This is a genomic window from Phaeobacter sp. CECT 5382, assembly GCF_001457775.1.
GTDB lineage: Bacteria > Pseudomonadota > Alphaproteobacteria > Rhodobacterales > Rhodobacteraceae > Pseudophaeobacter.
The window spans coordinates 51,490-66,113 of sequence record NZ_CYSG01000003.1; the positions used below are offsets into that span (position 1 = coordinate 51,490).

Consider the following 14,624-nt stretch of genomic DNA (forward strand, 5'->3'; position numbering starts at 1 on the left):
TTTGGTATCGCGGGCCAAATTTTGGCTATCTCAGTACAGGCCTTCAGCCTCGTTGTGCAAGCGGCCGTTTTTTTCTTCATGCCCCCTGAAGTACGAGCCAAGGGGTGTGTTTCATTTGTAAATCTTGCGTGATTTTGGCCTAGGCGACAAGGGCCTCTGCCTTCTTCAGATCGACTGATACCAGCTGGCTAACCCCTTTTTCCTGCATCGTTACCCCAAAGAGGCGATCCATCCGCGCCATGGTCACCGCATGGTGAGTGATGATCAGGAAACGCGTGTCGGTCTGGCGGCACATCTCGTCCAGCAGATCGCAGAACCGGGTCACATTGGCATCATCCAGCGGCGCGTCCACCTCGTCGAGCACACAGATCGGCGCCGGGTTGGACAAAAACACAGCAAAGATCAGCGCCATGGCGGTCAGGGTCTGTTCGCCGCCTGAAAGCAACGACAGCGTCGAGAGTTTCTTCCCCGGAGGCTGACACATGATCTCTAGCCCCGCATCAAGCGGGTCGTCGCTTTCGACCATCACCAGATTGGCCTCGCCGCCGCCGAACAGATGGGTGAACAGATTGGCAAAGCTGGCGTTCACCTCCTCAAAGGCCGTCAACAGCCGCTCGCGCCCTTCGCGGTTGAGGCTGGCAATGCCACTGCGCAGGGTCTTGATCGCTTCTTCCAGATCGGATTTTTCCGAAACCAATTCATCATGCTCAGTCTGGATCTCGCGGGCATCTTCCTCGGCGCGCAGGTTCACTGCACCCAGGGCATCGCGCTGGCGTTTATGGCGGTTGACTTCGGCCTCCAGCTCTTCGGCACCGGGCATGTCTTCGGGCATCACATCAAGCTGCGCCAGCAGCGCCTGTGGCGTGCAGTCCTGGTCTTCGCTGATCCGTTCTGCCGCATGAGTCACAGTTTCGCGTGCCGCCTCGCACAGCGCTTCTGAACGCGCCCGCGCCTCGCGCCCTTCCGATGCCAGACGTTCAGCATCGCGCTCGGTCTGCACCATCTCACGCAGGGCGGTTTCAGCCGTGATCAAAGCCTCGGAGGCGCCCGTTTTACGCGCTTCGGATTCTTCGATCGCTTCGTTCAGTTCTTCGCGTTTTTCAGCGATCTCGGCTGGCACGGCATGGGCATCTTCCAGCTCCTCCTGCGAGGCTTCGCGCCGTTCGGCCAGCTCGGCGATGCGGCGTTCTGCCGTCTCCAACCGGTGCCGCCAGCCGGACAGTTCTTTGGTCACTTGCTGTGCGCGTTTGGTACGTGCTTCGCCCTCGCGGCGCAGCTCATCATGGCTGGAACGATGCGTCAGCATGGTGATGCGCGCCGCCTCGACGTTCTGTTTGATATCTTCGACAGCGGCACGCGCCGCATCCAGATCGCCAAGATCTGCCTGTGCAGTTTCCGCCTCTTTCAGCTGCAGGCGGGCATTCATCGCGTCTTCGCTGTGGCGGGCCACCGCAATGCCAAGTGTTTCCAACTTGCCCTCGGCAAGATTGCGCTCCGCCTCAGATCGGCTCAGCGCACGGGCGGCATCTGCAACGCGCTGGTCTGCGACCCGGCGCGCCTGACGCGCGTTCTGATCCGCCTGTGTCACCTCTTCGAGGCGACGCATCAGCAACTCATGCGCCGACCGCATCCCGTCGGCCTTGGCCGTCAGTCGCTCCAGCTCCTGCTTAAGAGCCTCCAACCGGTTCAACTGTTCCAGTCGCAAGGCGGCTGCACTCGGCGCGTCTTCAGCCCAGGCGCGGTAGCCATCCCAGCGCCAGATGTCCCCTTCGAGCGTGACCAAACGCTGCCCCGGCTGCAGATCCGCCTGTAGAGCGCGGGCCGTGTCGCTGTCGACCAAACCGATCTGCCCAATACGTCGCGCCAGCGCATCTGGTCCAGAAACATGTTTAGCCAGCGGCTCCACCCCATCAGGCAGCGGGACATCACGACTGTATGCAGGCAAGCTAACCCAGCCAGTCGGGCCATCCACCGCAGCCAGGGGCGCGCGCAGATCATCCGCCAGCGCCGCCCCAAGGGCCTTTTCATAACCCGGCGCCACGCTCAGCTCGTCAAGGATCTGTCCGCTTTCGGCAGTGTCGCGTTCCAGCAGTTTGGCCAGTGCCGTGGCCTCAGCCCGGATGGCACCCAGCTCGCCCTCAGCCTCTGAGCGATGCGCGCGGGCGGTGGATTCCAAAGACTGCGTTTCCGTGCGGACCTCATCTGCTGCAGCCAGAGCCTCTTCGGCCATCTCGACGGCTTCGCGGGCCTCTTCTTCGGCCACATAGGCGGTCTCATAGGTCTCACCTGCGACGTCCAGCGCTTCGGCAGCCTGATCCTGCGCGGCCTGCGCAGTGGCCCCTTCGGTTTCGGCGCGCGCCAGCGTCCGGCCACAATCCTCCACCAAACGCTGTGCCGACTGATAGCGTGCCGACAGCCGGGCGACATCTTCGTTCAGCTGGGTCAGGTGATCTTCGCGGCTTTCCAGGATCTTGGCGGCTTCTCGCGCCAGTTCCGCAGCCTCGGACAGGCGGTCCTCATGGCCATCGCTGGCCTTGGCCAGTTCCTTTTGCTCCCAGTCGAGCCGTTCAATCGTGTCGCCCGCGTCCCGGTTCAGGCCACCCTCACGGTCAATGTCATTGCCCAATTGCTGGATCCGGCTGACCAGACGTTCGATCGCCTGCCGTGCCTGCGCTTCCTGATCGCCAAGTGAATCGCGTTGCACCACAAGGCGCTGCAACACAGCCGCCGCGATAGCCTGCTCTTCGCGCAGGGGCGGCAGACCTTCTTCGGCTGCAGCGCGTTTGGCAGCAGCCGCACGCGACAGGGCCTCGCCCTTGGCAGCCTGTGTAACGCGGATGGTCAAATCCTGTTCGGCGCTAAGACGGGCATCATCCGCCTCGCGCCAGCGACGATATAGCAACATTCCTTCGGCCAGACGTAGCTTTTCGCCAATATCGCGATAGCGCTGCGCCTGCCGGGCCTGACGTGCCAGCTGCCCTAGCTGGCCGCCCAGCTGTTCCACCACATCATCAACCCGCAGCAGGTTCTGTTCGGTATTCTTCAGCTTCAGCTCAGCCTCGTGACGTCGCTGATACAGTCCTGAAATGCCAGCCGCTTCTTCGAGAATGCGGCGGCGGGCCTTGGGCTTGGCGTTGATCAGTTCCGAAATCTGCCCCTGCCGCACCAGGGCCGGCGAATGCGCCCCGGTTGACGCATCGGCAAACAGCATCTGCACATCGCGCGCACGCACGTCCTTGCCATTGGATTTATAGGCGCTGCCGGCATCCCGCGTGATGCGACGCACAATTTCAAGCTGATCCGCCTCGTTAAAACCAGAAGGCGCCAAGCGATCGGAATTATCGATCAGCAGGTTAACCTCTGCAAAGTTACGCGCTGAACGCGAGGAGGTACCGGCAAAGATCACATCCTCCATGCCGCCGCCGCGCATTGCCTTGGCACGGGTTTCTCCCATCACCCAGCGCAGTGCCTCCAGCAGGTTGGACTTGCCGCAGCCATTGGGCCCGACCACACCTGTCAGCCCGTCACCGATGATCAGATCGGTCGGGTCGACAAAGCTTTTGAAGCCATTGAGCCTGAGTTTGGAAAAGCGCAAGATCGTCCCTGAGTGATTCTTTTGAAGGAAGAGTGCAGCAGGTTCCGCGATCTGGAGTCAACGCTGCAACCTGCTAATGCCAGCGAGACGCCGCAAGAAGGCCACTATATCTTGTAGATACCCTGTGCATTCAATCGGTTTCGGAAGAACAGTCCAGAATTCCCGTCATCACCGCCTGATCGCCAAGTACCCCCATCACCTGGCAACCACTCGCCGCCTGCATTGCCCGCGCTGCCCTAGCCCGCAACAGACCAAGACGTGGGGCATATTGCGGATTGATGCGGGTCGCTTCGGCGAGGTTGCCACGCAGACGCACGTCAAAGCTACTGCCCTCAACCGTGACCCGCACTGCGGGCTGACCGCTGAAATGCGATATCTGGGCGCTGCAGCATCCCAGAAGCAGGGGCAGGCAGATCAAACAACGGTGCATGGTAGCACGAGCTTCGCGCAACCAAAGGGCGAATACCAGAAAAACCTACGATAATAAGTCGCGCCACTCTTAACCTTCGCGCAGCAAGATCCCCAACCTGCGGATGCCTTCCCGGATTTCTGCCTCCGGCAGCACCGAAAAGCTGAGCCGCAGAGTATTGGCATTTCCCCCTTCGGCATAAAACGCCTGCCCTGGCACAAAGGCGATGTTCTGACTTTCCAGCGCCCGTGCCAAAAGCTCCGCGCCATCCTGCCCATATGGAAGGGTGAGCCAAACAAACATGCCACCCTCTGGCCGGGTCCAGTTGACACCTGCTGGCATGAAATCCTGCAGGGCCTGCAACATGGCATCCCGCCGCGCGCCATACACGCGTCGTAGCTTAGCGACATGGCTATCAAAGCAGTGTTCCGCCACCTGATGCACTGCGATCTGGTTGATCGTCGCCGAATGCAGATCCGCTGCTTGCTTCATCAAAACCATCTGGGCGATCACCGGCTTGGCCGCCACCACCCAACCCACGCGCAGCCCCGGCGACAGAGTCTTTGAAAAGGACCCGCAGTATATCGTCCGGCAGCCCTCGATACTGCCGCGTCGCTGGATCTCCAGAGCCAGAATTGGCGCAACCGGTTCGCCGTCATATCGCAGCGCCTGATAGGCACCATCTTCGATCAGGGCACAGTCGAGATCCTCGACCAGATCCAACAGCCCTTGGCGCTGCGGCAACCCAAGGGTTTCGCCGGTGGGGTTGGCAAAATCTGCCGACAGATAGGCAAATTTCACTTGGCTATCCGCCGTTTGAGCCGCCTCCGCATAGCTGCCAGCCGTTCGATTGCCACCAGCGTTCAGCTGATCATAACGCGGCTCATAGGCGTTGAATGCCGCCAGTGCGCCCAGATAAGTCGGCCAGCCTACCAGTGCCGTGTCCCCGGGGGACAAAAACAGTTTGCCCAGATAGTCGAGCGCCTGCTGCGAGCCGGAGGTGATCAAGATATTGTCCACTTCGCAGGGCACACCGATGCGCGCCATCTCAACCTGGATCCACTCGCGTAGCGGCATGTAGCCTTCGCTGACGGAATATTGCAGGGCCTGTGCCTGATGCTCTGGCGTCAGCGCCTGCTGAAAGGCTTGCGCAAACTCCGCAGCCGGGAACAGTGCTGGATCAGGAATTCCGCCAGCAAAGGATAGCAGCCCCGGGCGATCCAACAGCTTGAGCAGTTCCCGAATTTCCGAAGCCTTCATCCGTAAGGACCGGCTGGCAAAGATCTGTTGCAGCGACATAGAGGCCTCCTTTGAACTGTTGAATGTGGCAGCGCGTATATTAACTTATGAAAATTCCAAATAGAGTCAACATTACTGACCTTTTATTTCTACGATCGTGAACTGTTTTTGCACTTATTGCGCGCGCCTTGCAGCCTTGCGCCGGGCGTGGTCATATGTTTTGACCAATTAGAGCGAGGCTCCCCAGCCTCTGTTTTCAAGCCCTGACAGCACAAAGGCGTCTAAATGCCGTTTCAGAAAGTCCAGCCCGAGAAACTCTCCGCCTCTGTGGTGCGCCAGATTGAGGAGTTGATTCTGCGCGGTATCCTGTCCCCCGGAGAGCGGCTGCCCTCCGAGAGAGAGCTGGCAGATCGTTTGGGGGTGTCACGCCCCTCACTGCGCGACGCCATCGCCGAACTGCAGGAAAGCGGGTTGCTAAGCGCCAAAGCCGGATCAGGGGTGTTTGTGGCCGATGTTCTGGGATCAGCCTTTTCGCCCGCTCTGATCCGGCTGTTTGCCAGCCATGATGAAGCAGTGTTCGACTACCTCAGCTTTCGCCGCGACATGGAAGGCCTGGCTGCCGAACGTGCCGCCAAGTTCGGATCCGACGCCGACCTGAAAGTGATCCAGAGGACATTTGACAAGATGGTGGCAGCAGGTGATCCGGCGCTATCGGATGCGGCCGCCAGTCTGGACGCACAGTTTCATTCGGCGATCATGGATGCCAGCCACAATGTGGTAATGCTGCATATGATGCGGTCGATGTTTGATCTGCTGCACGAAGGCGTCTTTTACAACCGTCGTATCATGTTCAGTCGTCACACCACCTATGAAGCCCTGCTCGCCCAGCACAGTGCCATCAACGCCGCCTTGCAGGCCCGCGACCCCGAAGGTGCCCGTGCCGCTGTCGAGGCGCATCTGGACTATGTGAAACAATCACTGATCGACCACCAACGCGCAGAGCGCAACGCCGAGATCGCCCAGCAAAGGTTGGAGCATGAGAGCGCCAAAAGGTAAATCAGTGTTCTTGCCAAAGCAGGCAGGCTTCAACGCTGCAGCGCAAGTCCGGTTTGAGCCCAGACTGCGTGATGCTGCGATGCGCACGAATGTCGGCTGCAAATTCAATGTGTCCAAAGGTGTTTCCGGTTCACCTTAGGTTTTACAAAAGGTTTTTGCGCGGAAATTCCTAAAGGTTTTGTCGGTCGAACGACCGATGACCAAGACGTCATTTGCCTTTGAGTGACAAAGCCCACAAGCGAGCGATCACGTATAAATTATGAATCATGATATCGCCAATGAAGCCAATGAAGCCAATGAAGCCAATTGTTGACTCAGCAACTACATTCACTAGTGTGAATATTTGAATAACCAACGATAGGTCAGTCGTGCCGATTGCAAAAGCCGAAAACGAACGGTGCTATTCTAATTGGGCGGGATCAATGGCCCTTGGCTTGATCCTCACATTTCCCGCCGCTGGAGCCTGTGCAGGCGAAATCGGCGACCCCGAAAACGGTGCCAAGGTCTTTCGCAAATGTTCGGCCTGCCACCAAATCGGTGATGGCGCGGTAAACAGGGTAGGCCCGCATTTGAACGGTGTCTTTGGTCGATTGGCTGGATCAGTAGAGGGGTTCAGGTATTCTGAATCGATGGATCGTGCCGGGTCTGACGGCGTCGTCTGGACCCGAGAGACGCTGGACGCGTTCTTGGAGAACCCAAAATCGCTGGTGTCCCGATCCCGAATGAATTTCAGAGGCTTGCCAGCCGCCGAAGACCGAGATGATCTCTTGGCTTATCTCAGAATTTTTTCCGATGACCCCGCCAATATTCCAGAGGCAGAGCCAACGGCTCAGGCAACGGATCACGGCCTTGATCCTGAAATTCTGGCGCTACAGGGCGACCCGGAATACGGTGAATACTTATCGACCGAATGCACCACCTGCCATCAAATTGATGGTAGCAACGATGGCATCCCGGCGATCACCCAATGGCCCCAAGAGGACTTTGTGATCGCAATGCATGCCTACAAACGCAAACTGCGTCCGCATCCTGTGATGCAAATGATGGCCGGACGCTTATCAGACGACGAAATCGCGGCCCTTGCGGAGTATTTCAGTGAACTAAAATAAAAAATCTTAGGGAGGAAGACCAAATGAAACTAGATAGACGTACCTTTTTGGGCACGGCCACTGCGGCGACTGCAGCTCTGTCGGCGCCAATGGCATTTGCGGCTGGTCACGGGAAACCAAACGTCGTGGTCGTAGGTGGCGGCGCAGGAGGCGCAACAGCCGCACGTTATATAGCCAAGGACAGCGCGGGTGAAATCAACGTCACACTGATCGAGCCGAGCCGGGCATATTACACCTGCTTTTTTTCCAACCTCTATATCGGCGGTTTCCGCAACATCGATGACATCGGCCACACTTATGGCACTTTGGCGTCCACTGGCGTGAACGTCCTGCATGACTGGGCCGTTGGCGTTGATCGCGACGCCAAGACCGTTTCTTTGGCTGGCGGCGGCTCTGTCCCTTATGACAAGCTGATCCTTAGCCCCGGCATCGACTTTGTTGATGGCGCAGTAGAAGGTTGGGACATGAGCGCCCAGAACGCTATGCCCCATGCGTATAAGGCGGGATCCCAGACCGAGCTTTTGAAATCTCAGATCATGGCCATGCCTGCGGGCGGCACCTTTGCAATGGTCGCGCCGCCCAACCCCTATCGCTGCCCTCCTGGTCCGTATGAGCGGGTCTCTATGGTGGCGCATCTGTTAAAGGCTCACAATCCGACGGCAAAGATTATCGTCGCTGATCCAAAAGAGAAATTCTCTAAGATGGCCTTGTTCCAAGAAGGTTGGGCAGACCACTACGGCGGCATGATCGACTGGATCGGGTCGGGCTTTGGGGGCGGCGAGGTTTCGGTAGACCCCAGCGCAATGACCCTTACAATCGATGGCGAAGTCACGAAGGTGGACGTCTGCAATGTTATCCCGGCAATGAAGGCGGGGCAGATTGCTCATTCGGCGGGTGTCACTGACGGAAATTGGGCGCCAGTCAATGCCGCGGACATGAGCAGCAAAGCGGACGCAGATATCTATGTCCTTGGCGATTCCAGCCAGCAAGGCGACATGCCCAAATCGGGCTTTTCGGCCAACAGCCAGGCCAAGGTCTGTGCAAACGCTGTTCGGGGTGCTCTGACCGGCTCAAAGGTCTTCCCGGCCAAATTCTCCAATACATGTTGGTCGCTGATCGACACCGACAATGGGGTCAAAGTTGGGGCAACCTATGAGGCAACTGAGGCCAAAATCGCCAAAGTTGACGGTTTCATTTCACAAACCGGAGAGAGCGCCGAAGTCCGAAAGGCGACCTACGAGGAATCCGAGGGCTGGTATGCGGGTATAACCGCAGACATGTTTGGCTGATAAATTGGCGGGGCTGGTCTCAGGACCGGCCCCGATCCAATTCGGGGAAATAGGCGCCAACAGATTTTGGTTTCGACCCGACGATTCAGGCGCTGAGATACCAATCAAATGGATACGACAATCAACAAGACGCGCTTTCGTAGTTTGCCAAAGCCGTCTTTGGTTCAGCTGTAGCGAATTGGCGCTTCGTCCGCTCAGCCGACCTTTAACCTCAGATACCAAAGCGCGCATTATGGAACGTCACGTTTCAGACCAAAACAAAAAACCCGGCCACGAAGGCCGGGTTTCTTAACAGTCAGATACAATGATCTGGTTGGATCAGTGCAGCTTATCGTTGACGTCGGTGATAGCCGCGTCGATCAGCTTGTTGGCTTCAGTTGCGGTCATCTGCTTGGCGATCACTTGATCGGCGGCAGCAACAGCAATCGAAATCGCTTGATCACGAACTTCCTTCACAGCCGAAGCTTCAGCAGAAGCAATCTGCTCTTCTGCGGCGGCCAGACGGCGGGCGATGGAAACTTCCAGCTCCGCCTTGGCGTCTTCGGCGGCAGCAGCAGCATCGTCACGGGCCGCAGCCACGATACGATCTGCCTGCGCCTGAACTTCCTGCTGCTTACGCTCGTAGGACGCCAGAATGGTCTGAGCTTCGTCACGCAGGGCGCGTGCCTCGTCCAGTTCTTTCTGGATACCTTCAGCGCGGGCGTCCAGCTGCCCACCCAACAGGCTGGGGACTTTGACGAAGAGCAGGATGCCGACAAACAAAAGGAAGCCGAGCAGAACAACAAAGTTGGTGTTGCTCATCGACAGGAACGGACCAGAGGCTGCGAAGGCCGGGCTGGTGGCCCCAAGGGTGAGGGCAATTGCCAGAACTGTGCGCATGTCCTTATCCTTTCATCCGGTCAGCAACCGCGGCAGCGACTGCTTTTGTATCTGCTTTGCCACCAAGTGCTGCAACCAGTGCTTCGGCGGTATCGGCGGCCACAACTTTTACGCTTTCCAGCGCACCAGCTTTGATCTCACCGATGGCTTTTTCAGATTCAGCCGCTTTGGCCGAAATCTGTACGTCTGCCTTGGCAATCGCTTCGTCCAGACCAACCTGGATTTCAGCGCGCGCCTCAGCCGCGATACGCTGTGCCTCGGCGCGGGCGTCTGCCAGGGCCTTGTTATAAGCGTCTTCGGCCTCAACTGCCTTGGCTTTCAGATCTTCAGCCGCGGCGAGGTCGTTTGTGATGGTCCCCTGACGCTCTGCCAGAACCGCAGCAATGCGGGGCAGCGCGACACGCGACAGAATGAGATAGATCGCGACGAGCGCGATTGCCAGCCAGAAAATCTGGTTCCCGAAGGTCGAGAAATCCAGCTGCGGCATGCCCGGAGCAGAGCCGTGCGCGGCCTCGGCGGCGCCGTGAGCTGCGTCTTGCGTATTAGATGCCATGTCGTCCTCCTAGGGAACTTGCCGTTACATCGGGCGGCAGGGTTTGGGCCTACCGCCCGACCGTAAGGATAAAGTGTCCTAAGGTCTTAGACTGCGAACATCAGCAGCAGAGCAACCAGGAACGAGAAGATGCCCAGGGCTTCTGCAAAGGCGATGCCGATGAAGAGAGTAGCTGTCTGGCCGGCTGCTGCCGAAGGGTTGCGCAGTGCGCCTGCCAGGAAGTTGCCGGCTACGTGGCCAACACCGATCGCGGCTGCGCCGGAACCGATTGCTGCGAGGCCTGCGCCGATGAACTGACCGAGTTGTGCGATATCGCCTTCCATGGGTATTCTCCTTACGATGGAATGTGGTGATTTGGGATCCGGATGACCCAGGAACGGGCCCTCCGGTAACTTGTTGGATCTAGACCTTAGTGGCTCGGATGCAGGGCATCTTTCAGATACACGCAGGTCAGGATGGTAAAGACATAGGCCTGGATAAAGGCCACCAGAACTTCGAGAGCGTAGACTGCGGTGATGGCAAAGATCGGCAGGAAGCTGAACAGGCCCAATGCGCCTGCGAAACCTGCGAACACCTTCAGAACCGCGTGGCCCGCCATGACGTTGCCAGCCAGACGAATGCTGTGGCTCACGGGGCGTACGAAGTAGGAAATGAGTTCAATGATGGCCAGGATGGGGCGCAGGGCCAGAGGCGCGCTGGAAACCCAGAATAGGCCAAGGAAGCCAACACCGTTTTTGACAAAGCCAACGATGGTAACGGTAAAGAACACCAGACCTGCAAGGATCGCGGTAACGGCGATATGCGAGGTGGTGGTGAAGGACATCGGGATCAGGCCGAGGAAGTTGGCCATCAGGATGAACATGAACAGGGTCATGATGTAGGGGAAGAACTTGACGCCATCTTTACCGGCGACGTCTTCGACCATTTTGTAGATGAAACCGTAGGTCAGTTCCGCGATCGACTGAGCCCGGCCAGGCACGATGGCGCGGCGTGAAGAACCGACGACCATCAACAGGAAGACACAGATCACGGCCAAGGCAAGCCACAGAGTGACATTGGTAATTGCGAAAGTGCTAACTGCGCCGCCAGTCAGGGAGGCCACGTTGAACTGATCCATCGGGTGGATCGCCAGAGCTGCGTGCTCAGGTGCAAAAAGCACGCCAGACACTACCACCAGCGCCAATGCTACGTAAAAGAACAGCTTGCCCATCGTTCCGCTTCTCCTGTCGTCGGGTGTTGATCCTGCGATCAGTCCCGAGCCTTTGCATTTTCATCGGCCTCTTCGGCCAGTTTCTTTTCCTGGATCTCCTGCGCGGTGCGAAGCATCACCTTCACGCCAGCGGCAAGTCCCAGCATTATAAACAGCACCATAAAGATAGGCAGGGTCCCAAAGAGCAGGTCCAACCCGTATCCGATGCCAAAGCCGATCCCTAGACCGACCACCAATTCTATCACCATCCGCCAAGCCTGATTGGCCAGAGAGTAGTGTTCATCCGCGCGCGGCTTGGGCGCTTGCGCCTTACGCGCCGCTGCCAGTTTGGCCTCCAGCTGCGCCATGCGCTGCTTTTGGTCGTCATCTGTCACCGGCGCCATCCTCACGCGAATTCTTGACAGTGTGCTAAGGCGCTGGGGCTTCAGAGTCAATTGTTCAAGCGTCGCAGGGAGAAATACCTCAAGCACATGAAATTAAACCACTATTTTTGATGCGAATATGGCAAAGTTCGTGTCCCGGCAGACGGCACTCCGGGTTTCAGGCGATTTTCACATATTCAACCGATTGGTTGATTTTGAAATTGGCCGACTATTCTGCTCACCATACGCCGAAAACGGCTACATCTGAGAAGACACCCCTTGCCCCGGGATATCTGCCCGGAAGGCCCTTTGGAGATAACGATGAACGAATACGCCTGCGCGCTCATTATAGACCATGGACGATTGCTGCTCGGCAGACGTGCGCCCTACCGTAAAAGCTATGCGTCAAAGTGGGACCTCATCGGAGGTCGCATTGAAACAGGGGAAACCCAGTTGGAAGCCCTGACAAGAGAGCTGCAGGAGGAGATTGCGATCATCCCGCAGACCCCAGCCTATTTCGACTCCCTGCCAGACCCGCATGTTGCGCCGCAGGAGCCACCGCTCTATCACTTTTTCCGCGTTGAGACATGGTCCGGCACGCCCTGCATCAACAACCATGAACACACGGAACTGGCCTGGGTCCCGCTGAGCCGAGCCGGGACTTGGCCCGATCTGGCGCTCCAAGAATACTCTGACCTCTTTCGTCGGCTTGCCGCCTTTTATTCAGTGCCATAGCAGGTTAGGATCTCTCCTGATGTCCAGCGAACTTGATACCGTCTTTGCCGCCCTGGCCGATCCAACCCGTCGGGCGATCCTGACGATGTTGCTGGAAGACGACATGGCCGTGACCGACGTGGCAGAGCCGTTTGAGATGTCATTGGCTGCAATTTCCAAACATCTAACCATCCTCACCCGCGCCGGCCTGATCGCGCAGGAAAAGCGCGGCCGGGTGAAATGGTGCAAGCTGCAACCCGATGCCCTGCGCGCGACCTCGGTCTGGATGCAGGGGTTTGGTCAGTTTGAGCCGGTGAACCTGGACGCTTTTGAACGCTTTCTGGAAAGCGAGCTCGGTGACAGCACTGCCCTGCCCACTCAGAAAGCTTAGGTCTTTCGGCTCAGGACTTGGCCCGCTGTGGTTTGGCAGCATCCTCCAGTAGCAGCACCAGCGCCACCACCGTGAGGCAGATACCTACCAGGATCAGCCCTGTTGGTGCTGGATTGCCCAGCGCCATTTGCCAAACGATCACCCAGCTGGGCGTCAGATAGGTATAGGCCATCACCTTGGCCGATGGCAGATGCAGCGTGGCAAACTGCAACAACACAAAGGTCATAGCACTGGCAAAAATGGCCACATAGAACAGACCGATCCATACCAGCGGCGACAGGTTGCTCCACTCGGTCGCCTGAATATCGCGCCACCCGACCACCAGCAGCACCAGCGCCCCAGCAACCAGCGTGCCAAAGGTAAAGGCAATCGCAGGCTCGCCCCGGTTCAGTTTGCGCACCACGGGCGTATAGATGGCATGGGCGACACAGCCCAAGAAATAGATCATCTCTCCGCGCCCGATATCAAAGGCGCGCAGAGCCGCCAGATCGGCGCGAAAAATCACCCACAGGGCCCCCGCTGCGCCGATCGCCAGCGCTAGCGCCATGCGCGGCGTCATGATCTGGCGCAGCAGCAGATAGCCAAAGATCGCGCTCAATACCGGCGTCAGGGTGAAAACAGCTGCCGCGCTAACGGGGGCGGCGGTCTGCAACCCGTAAAACATCAGGACGAAATAGCTGGAAAACAGCGCCCCCATCACCAGATAGCGCCAGGAAGCGGTGAAATAGCTGCGCCGCAGCTGGCCCTGCACTCCGGCAACCGCACCAATCAGCACGGCTGCAATGACAAAGCGCGCCGCATTCAGCGCCATCGGAGCTATGTCGTTGGCAATCAGTGAGCCCAAAGAGAACGAGCCCGCCACCAGCATGGAAAACAGCAACATCGCCGCATGGGCACGTTGTATCGCGCTCATGCGCTCCACTCTTTCGCGCGGTCTTTCAGAAAGCTGAGGAAGCTTTGCACCTTGTTGGTGCGATGCAGATCCACGTGAGTCACCAGCCAGATGCTGCCCTCCCACTCCACCTGCGAGTCCATCATCTTGACAAGGCCGGGGCGCCGTGCGGCCTCCCACATCGACATGAAACCAATGCCAGCCCCTGCCATGATCGCCTCTTGCATGGCCACCCCGTCAGAACAGCGAAAGACGATGGTCTCTTCGGTGGTATGTTCGCGCAGCCACTTGTTGAAGGGCGCCCGGCTGTTTTCATTATCGGTGCCGACGAACTGGTGGTTGGGCAAATCCTGCGTGCCCTTCAACATACCGTGCCGATCCACATAGCTTTGTGCCGCAAAAAGACCAATCCGCTGCTTCAGGAAGGGCTGCACCACATTGTCCGGCTGATCCGGCGCATTGCCGGCCCGCAGCGCCACATGGGCCTCGCCATATTCCAGCCGGAACAGGCGCTCGCCGGTCAGGTACCGGATGACCAGCCCCGGATGCATCTGCTGAAATTCAGTCAGCACCGGCACCAAAAGATGTGACATCGAGGACAGTGATGTCACCACCAGCTCGCCCGAGACCTCATCACCCTGGCCTTTGAGGCGTCCAACCAGCTGACTGAACTGGTCATCCGTGGCCTGCGCCACCCGCAGCAAGTCCTGCCCCGACTCTGTCGGTGTATAGCCGCGTGCATGGCGCTGAAACAGCTTCACTCCCAGACGAGCCTCTATCGCATCGATATGGCGGATCACGGTGGCATGGTGCACGCCCAGCACCTCGGCGGCGCCACTGACGGTTCCCATGCGGGCCACCTGATAGGCGGTACGAACCTCGTCCCAGTTTTCCATCTCAAATCTCCACTCAAAAAGCGACACAGA

The 14,624-nt window shown here is 58.3% G+C and carries 15 protein-coding genes; 5 read left to right on the forward strand and 10 right to left on the reverse strand.

Annotation, left to right across the window (positions count from 1 at the left end; translation table 11 throughout):
• Positions 1-139: 139 nt before the first annotated feature.
• From PH5382_RS04015 to PH5382_RS04025, 3 genes are all read right to left on the reverse strand, one after another.
• Positions 140-3,595, reverse strand: a complete 3,456-nt coding sequence (locus PH5382_RS04015; RefSeq protein ID WP_058333079.1) for a chromosome segregation SMC family protein — start codon at positions 3,593-3,595, stop codon at positions 140-142.
• Between the two features lie 130 nt (positions 3,596-3,725).
• Positions 3,726-4,025: a hypothetical protein gene (locus PH5382_RS04020; RefSeq protein WP_058333080.1), complete on the reverse strand. Its 300-nt coding sequence runs from the start codon at positions 4,023-4,025 to the stop codon at positions 3,726-3,728.
• 69 nt (positions 4,026-4,094) lie between these two features.
• On the reverse strand, positions 4,095-5,303 hold the full coding sequence (locus PH5382_RS04025) for an aminotransferase-like domain-containing protein (protein WP_058333081.1): 1,209 nt from the start codon (positions 5,301-5,303) through the stop codon (positions 4,095-4,097).
• Between the two features lie 225 nt (positions 5,304-5,528).
• Between PH5382_RS04025 and PH5382_RS04030 the strand changes: the two genes are divergently transcribed.
• The 3 genes from PH5382_RS04030 (at position 5,529) to PH5382_RS04040 (ending at position 8,697) form a co-directional block, all read left to right on the forward strand.
• Positions 5,529-6,299, forward strand: coding sequence for an FCD domain-containing protein (locus PH5382_RS04030; RefSeq protein WP_058333082.1), 771 nt, complete (start codon positions 5,529-5,531; stop codon positions 6,297-6,299).
• 422 nt (positions 6,300-6,721) lie between these two features.
• Entirely contained in the window at positions 6,722-7,408 is a 687-nt protein-coding gene (locus PH5382_RS04035; protein ID WP_058333083.1) for a c-type cytochrome, read from the forward strand.
• A gap of 23 nt (positions 7,409-7,431) precedes the next feature.
• Positions 7,432-8,697 (forward strand): NAD(P)/FAD-dependent oxidoreductase, encoded by a 1,266-nt coding sequence (locus PH5382_RS04040; RefSeq protein WP_058333084.1) that lies wholly within the window; start codon positions 7,432-7,434, stop codon positions 8,695-8,697.
• 318 nt (positions 8,698-9,015) lie between these two features.
• Here PH5382_RS04040 and PH5382_RS04045 read toward each other — a convergent pair whose 3' ends face one another.
• The 5 genes from PH5382_RS04045 to PH5382_RS04065 all read right to left on the reverse strand — a co-directional run bounded on the left by PH5382_RS04045 (position 9,016) and on the right by PH5382_RS04065 (position 11,722).
• The gene (locus tag PH5382_RS04045) at positions 9,016-9,576 is read right to left on the reverse strand and encodes a F0F1 ATP synthase subunit B (RefSeq protein WP_058333085.1); all 561 of its coding nucleotides are present in this window, start codon (positions 9,574-9,576) and stop codon (positions 9,016-9,018) included.
• Between the two features lie 4 nt (positions 9,577-9,580).
• Positions 9,581-10,129: a F0F1 ATP synthase subunit B' gene (locus tag PH5382_RS04050; protein ID WP_058333086.1), complete on the reverse strand. Its 549-nt coding sequence runs from the start codon at positions 10,127-10,129 to the stop codon at positions 9,581-9,583.
• An 86-nt stretch (positions 10,130-10,215) separates the two neighbouring features.
• On the reverse strand, positions 10,216-10,452 hold the full coding sequence (locus PH5382_RS04055) for a F0F1 ATP synthase subunit C (RefSeq protein WP_008205040.1): 237 nt from the start codon (positions 10,450-10,452) through the stop codon (positions 10,216-10,218).
• An 86-nt stretch (positions 10,453-10,538) separates the two neighbouring features.
• Positions 10,539-11,339, reverse strand: coding sequence for a F0F1 ATP synthase subunit A (locus PH5382_RS04060; RefSeq protein ID WP_058333087.1), 801 nt, complete (start codon positions 11,337-11,339; stop codon positions 10,539-10,541).
• 38 nt (positions 11,340-11,377) lie between these two features.
• Positions 11,378-11,722: an AtpZ/AtpI family protein gene (locus tag PH5382_RS04065; RefSeq protein ID WP_197409992.1), complete on the reverse strand. Its 345-nt coding sequence runs from the start codon at positions 11,720-11,722 to the stop codon at positions 11,378-11,380.
• Positions 11,723-12,022: 300 nt separating this feature from the next.
• Between PH5382_RS04065 and PH5382_RS04070 the strand changes: the two genes are divergently transcribed.
• Together PH5382_RS04070 and PH5382_RS04075 are read left to right on the forward strand one after the other, a co-directional pair.
• Positions 12,023-12,436 carry an NUDIX domain-containing protein gene (locus tag PH5382_RS04070; protein ID WP_058333088.1) on the forward strand — a complete coding sequence of 138 codons (414 nt, stop codon included), beginning with the start codon at positions 12,023-12,025 and terminating at the stop codon, positions 12,434-12,436.
• A 19-nt stretch (positions 12,437-12,455) separates the two neighbouring features.
• The gene (locus PH5382_RS04075) at positions 12,456-12,806 is read left to right on the forward strand and encodes an ArsR/SmtB family transcription factor (RefSeq protein WP_058333089.1); all 351 of its coding nucleotides are present in this window, start codon (positions 12,456-12,458) and stop codon (positions 12,804-12,806) included.
• Between the two features lie 10 nt (positions 12,807-12,816).
• Here the strand turns inward: PH5382_RS04075 and PH5382_RS04080 are convergent, their stop codons facing one another.
• On the reverse strand, positions 12,817-13,719 hold the full coding sequence (locus tag PH5382_RS04080) for a DMT family transporter (protein WP_058333090.1): 903 nt from the start codon (positions 13,717-13,719) through the stop codon (positions 12,817-12,819).
• Positions 13,716-14,594 carry a LysR family transcriptional regulator gene (locus tag PH5382_RS04085; RefSeq protein ID WP_058333091.1) on the reverse strand — a complete coding sequence of 293 codons (879 nt, stop codon included), beginning with the start codon at positions 14,592-14,594 and terminating at the stop codon, positions 13,716-13,718. The genes PH5382_RS04080 and PH5382_RS04085 overlap by 4 nt, the downstream gene beginning before the upstream one ends.
• Positions 14,595-14,624 lie beyond the last annotated feature (30 nt).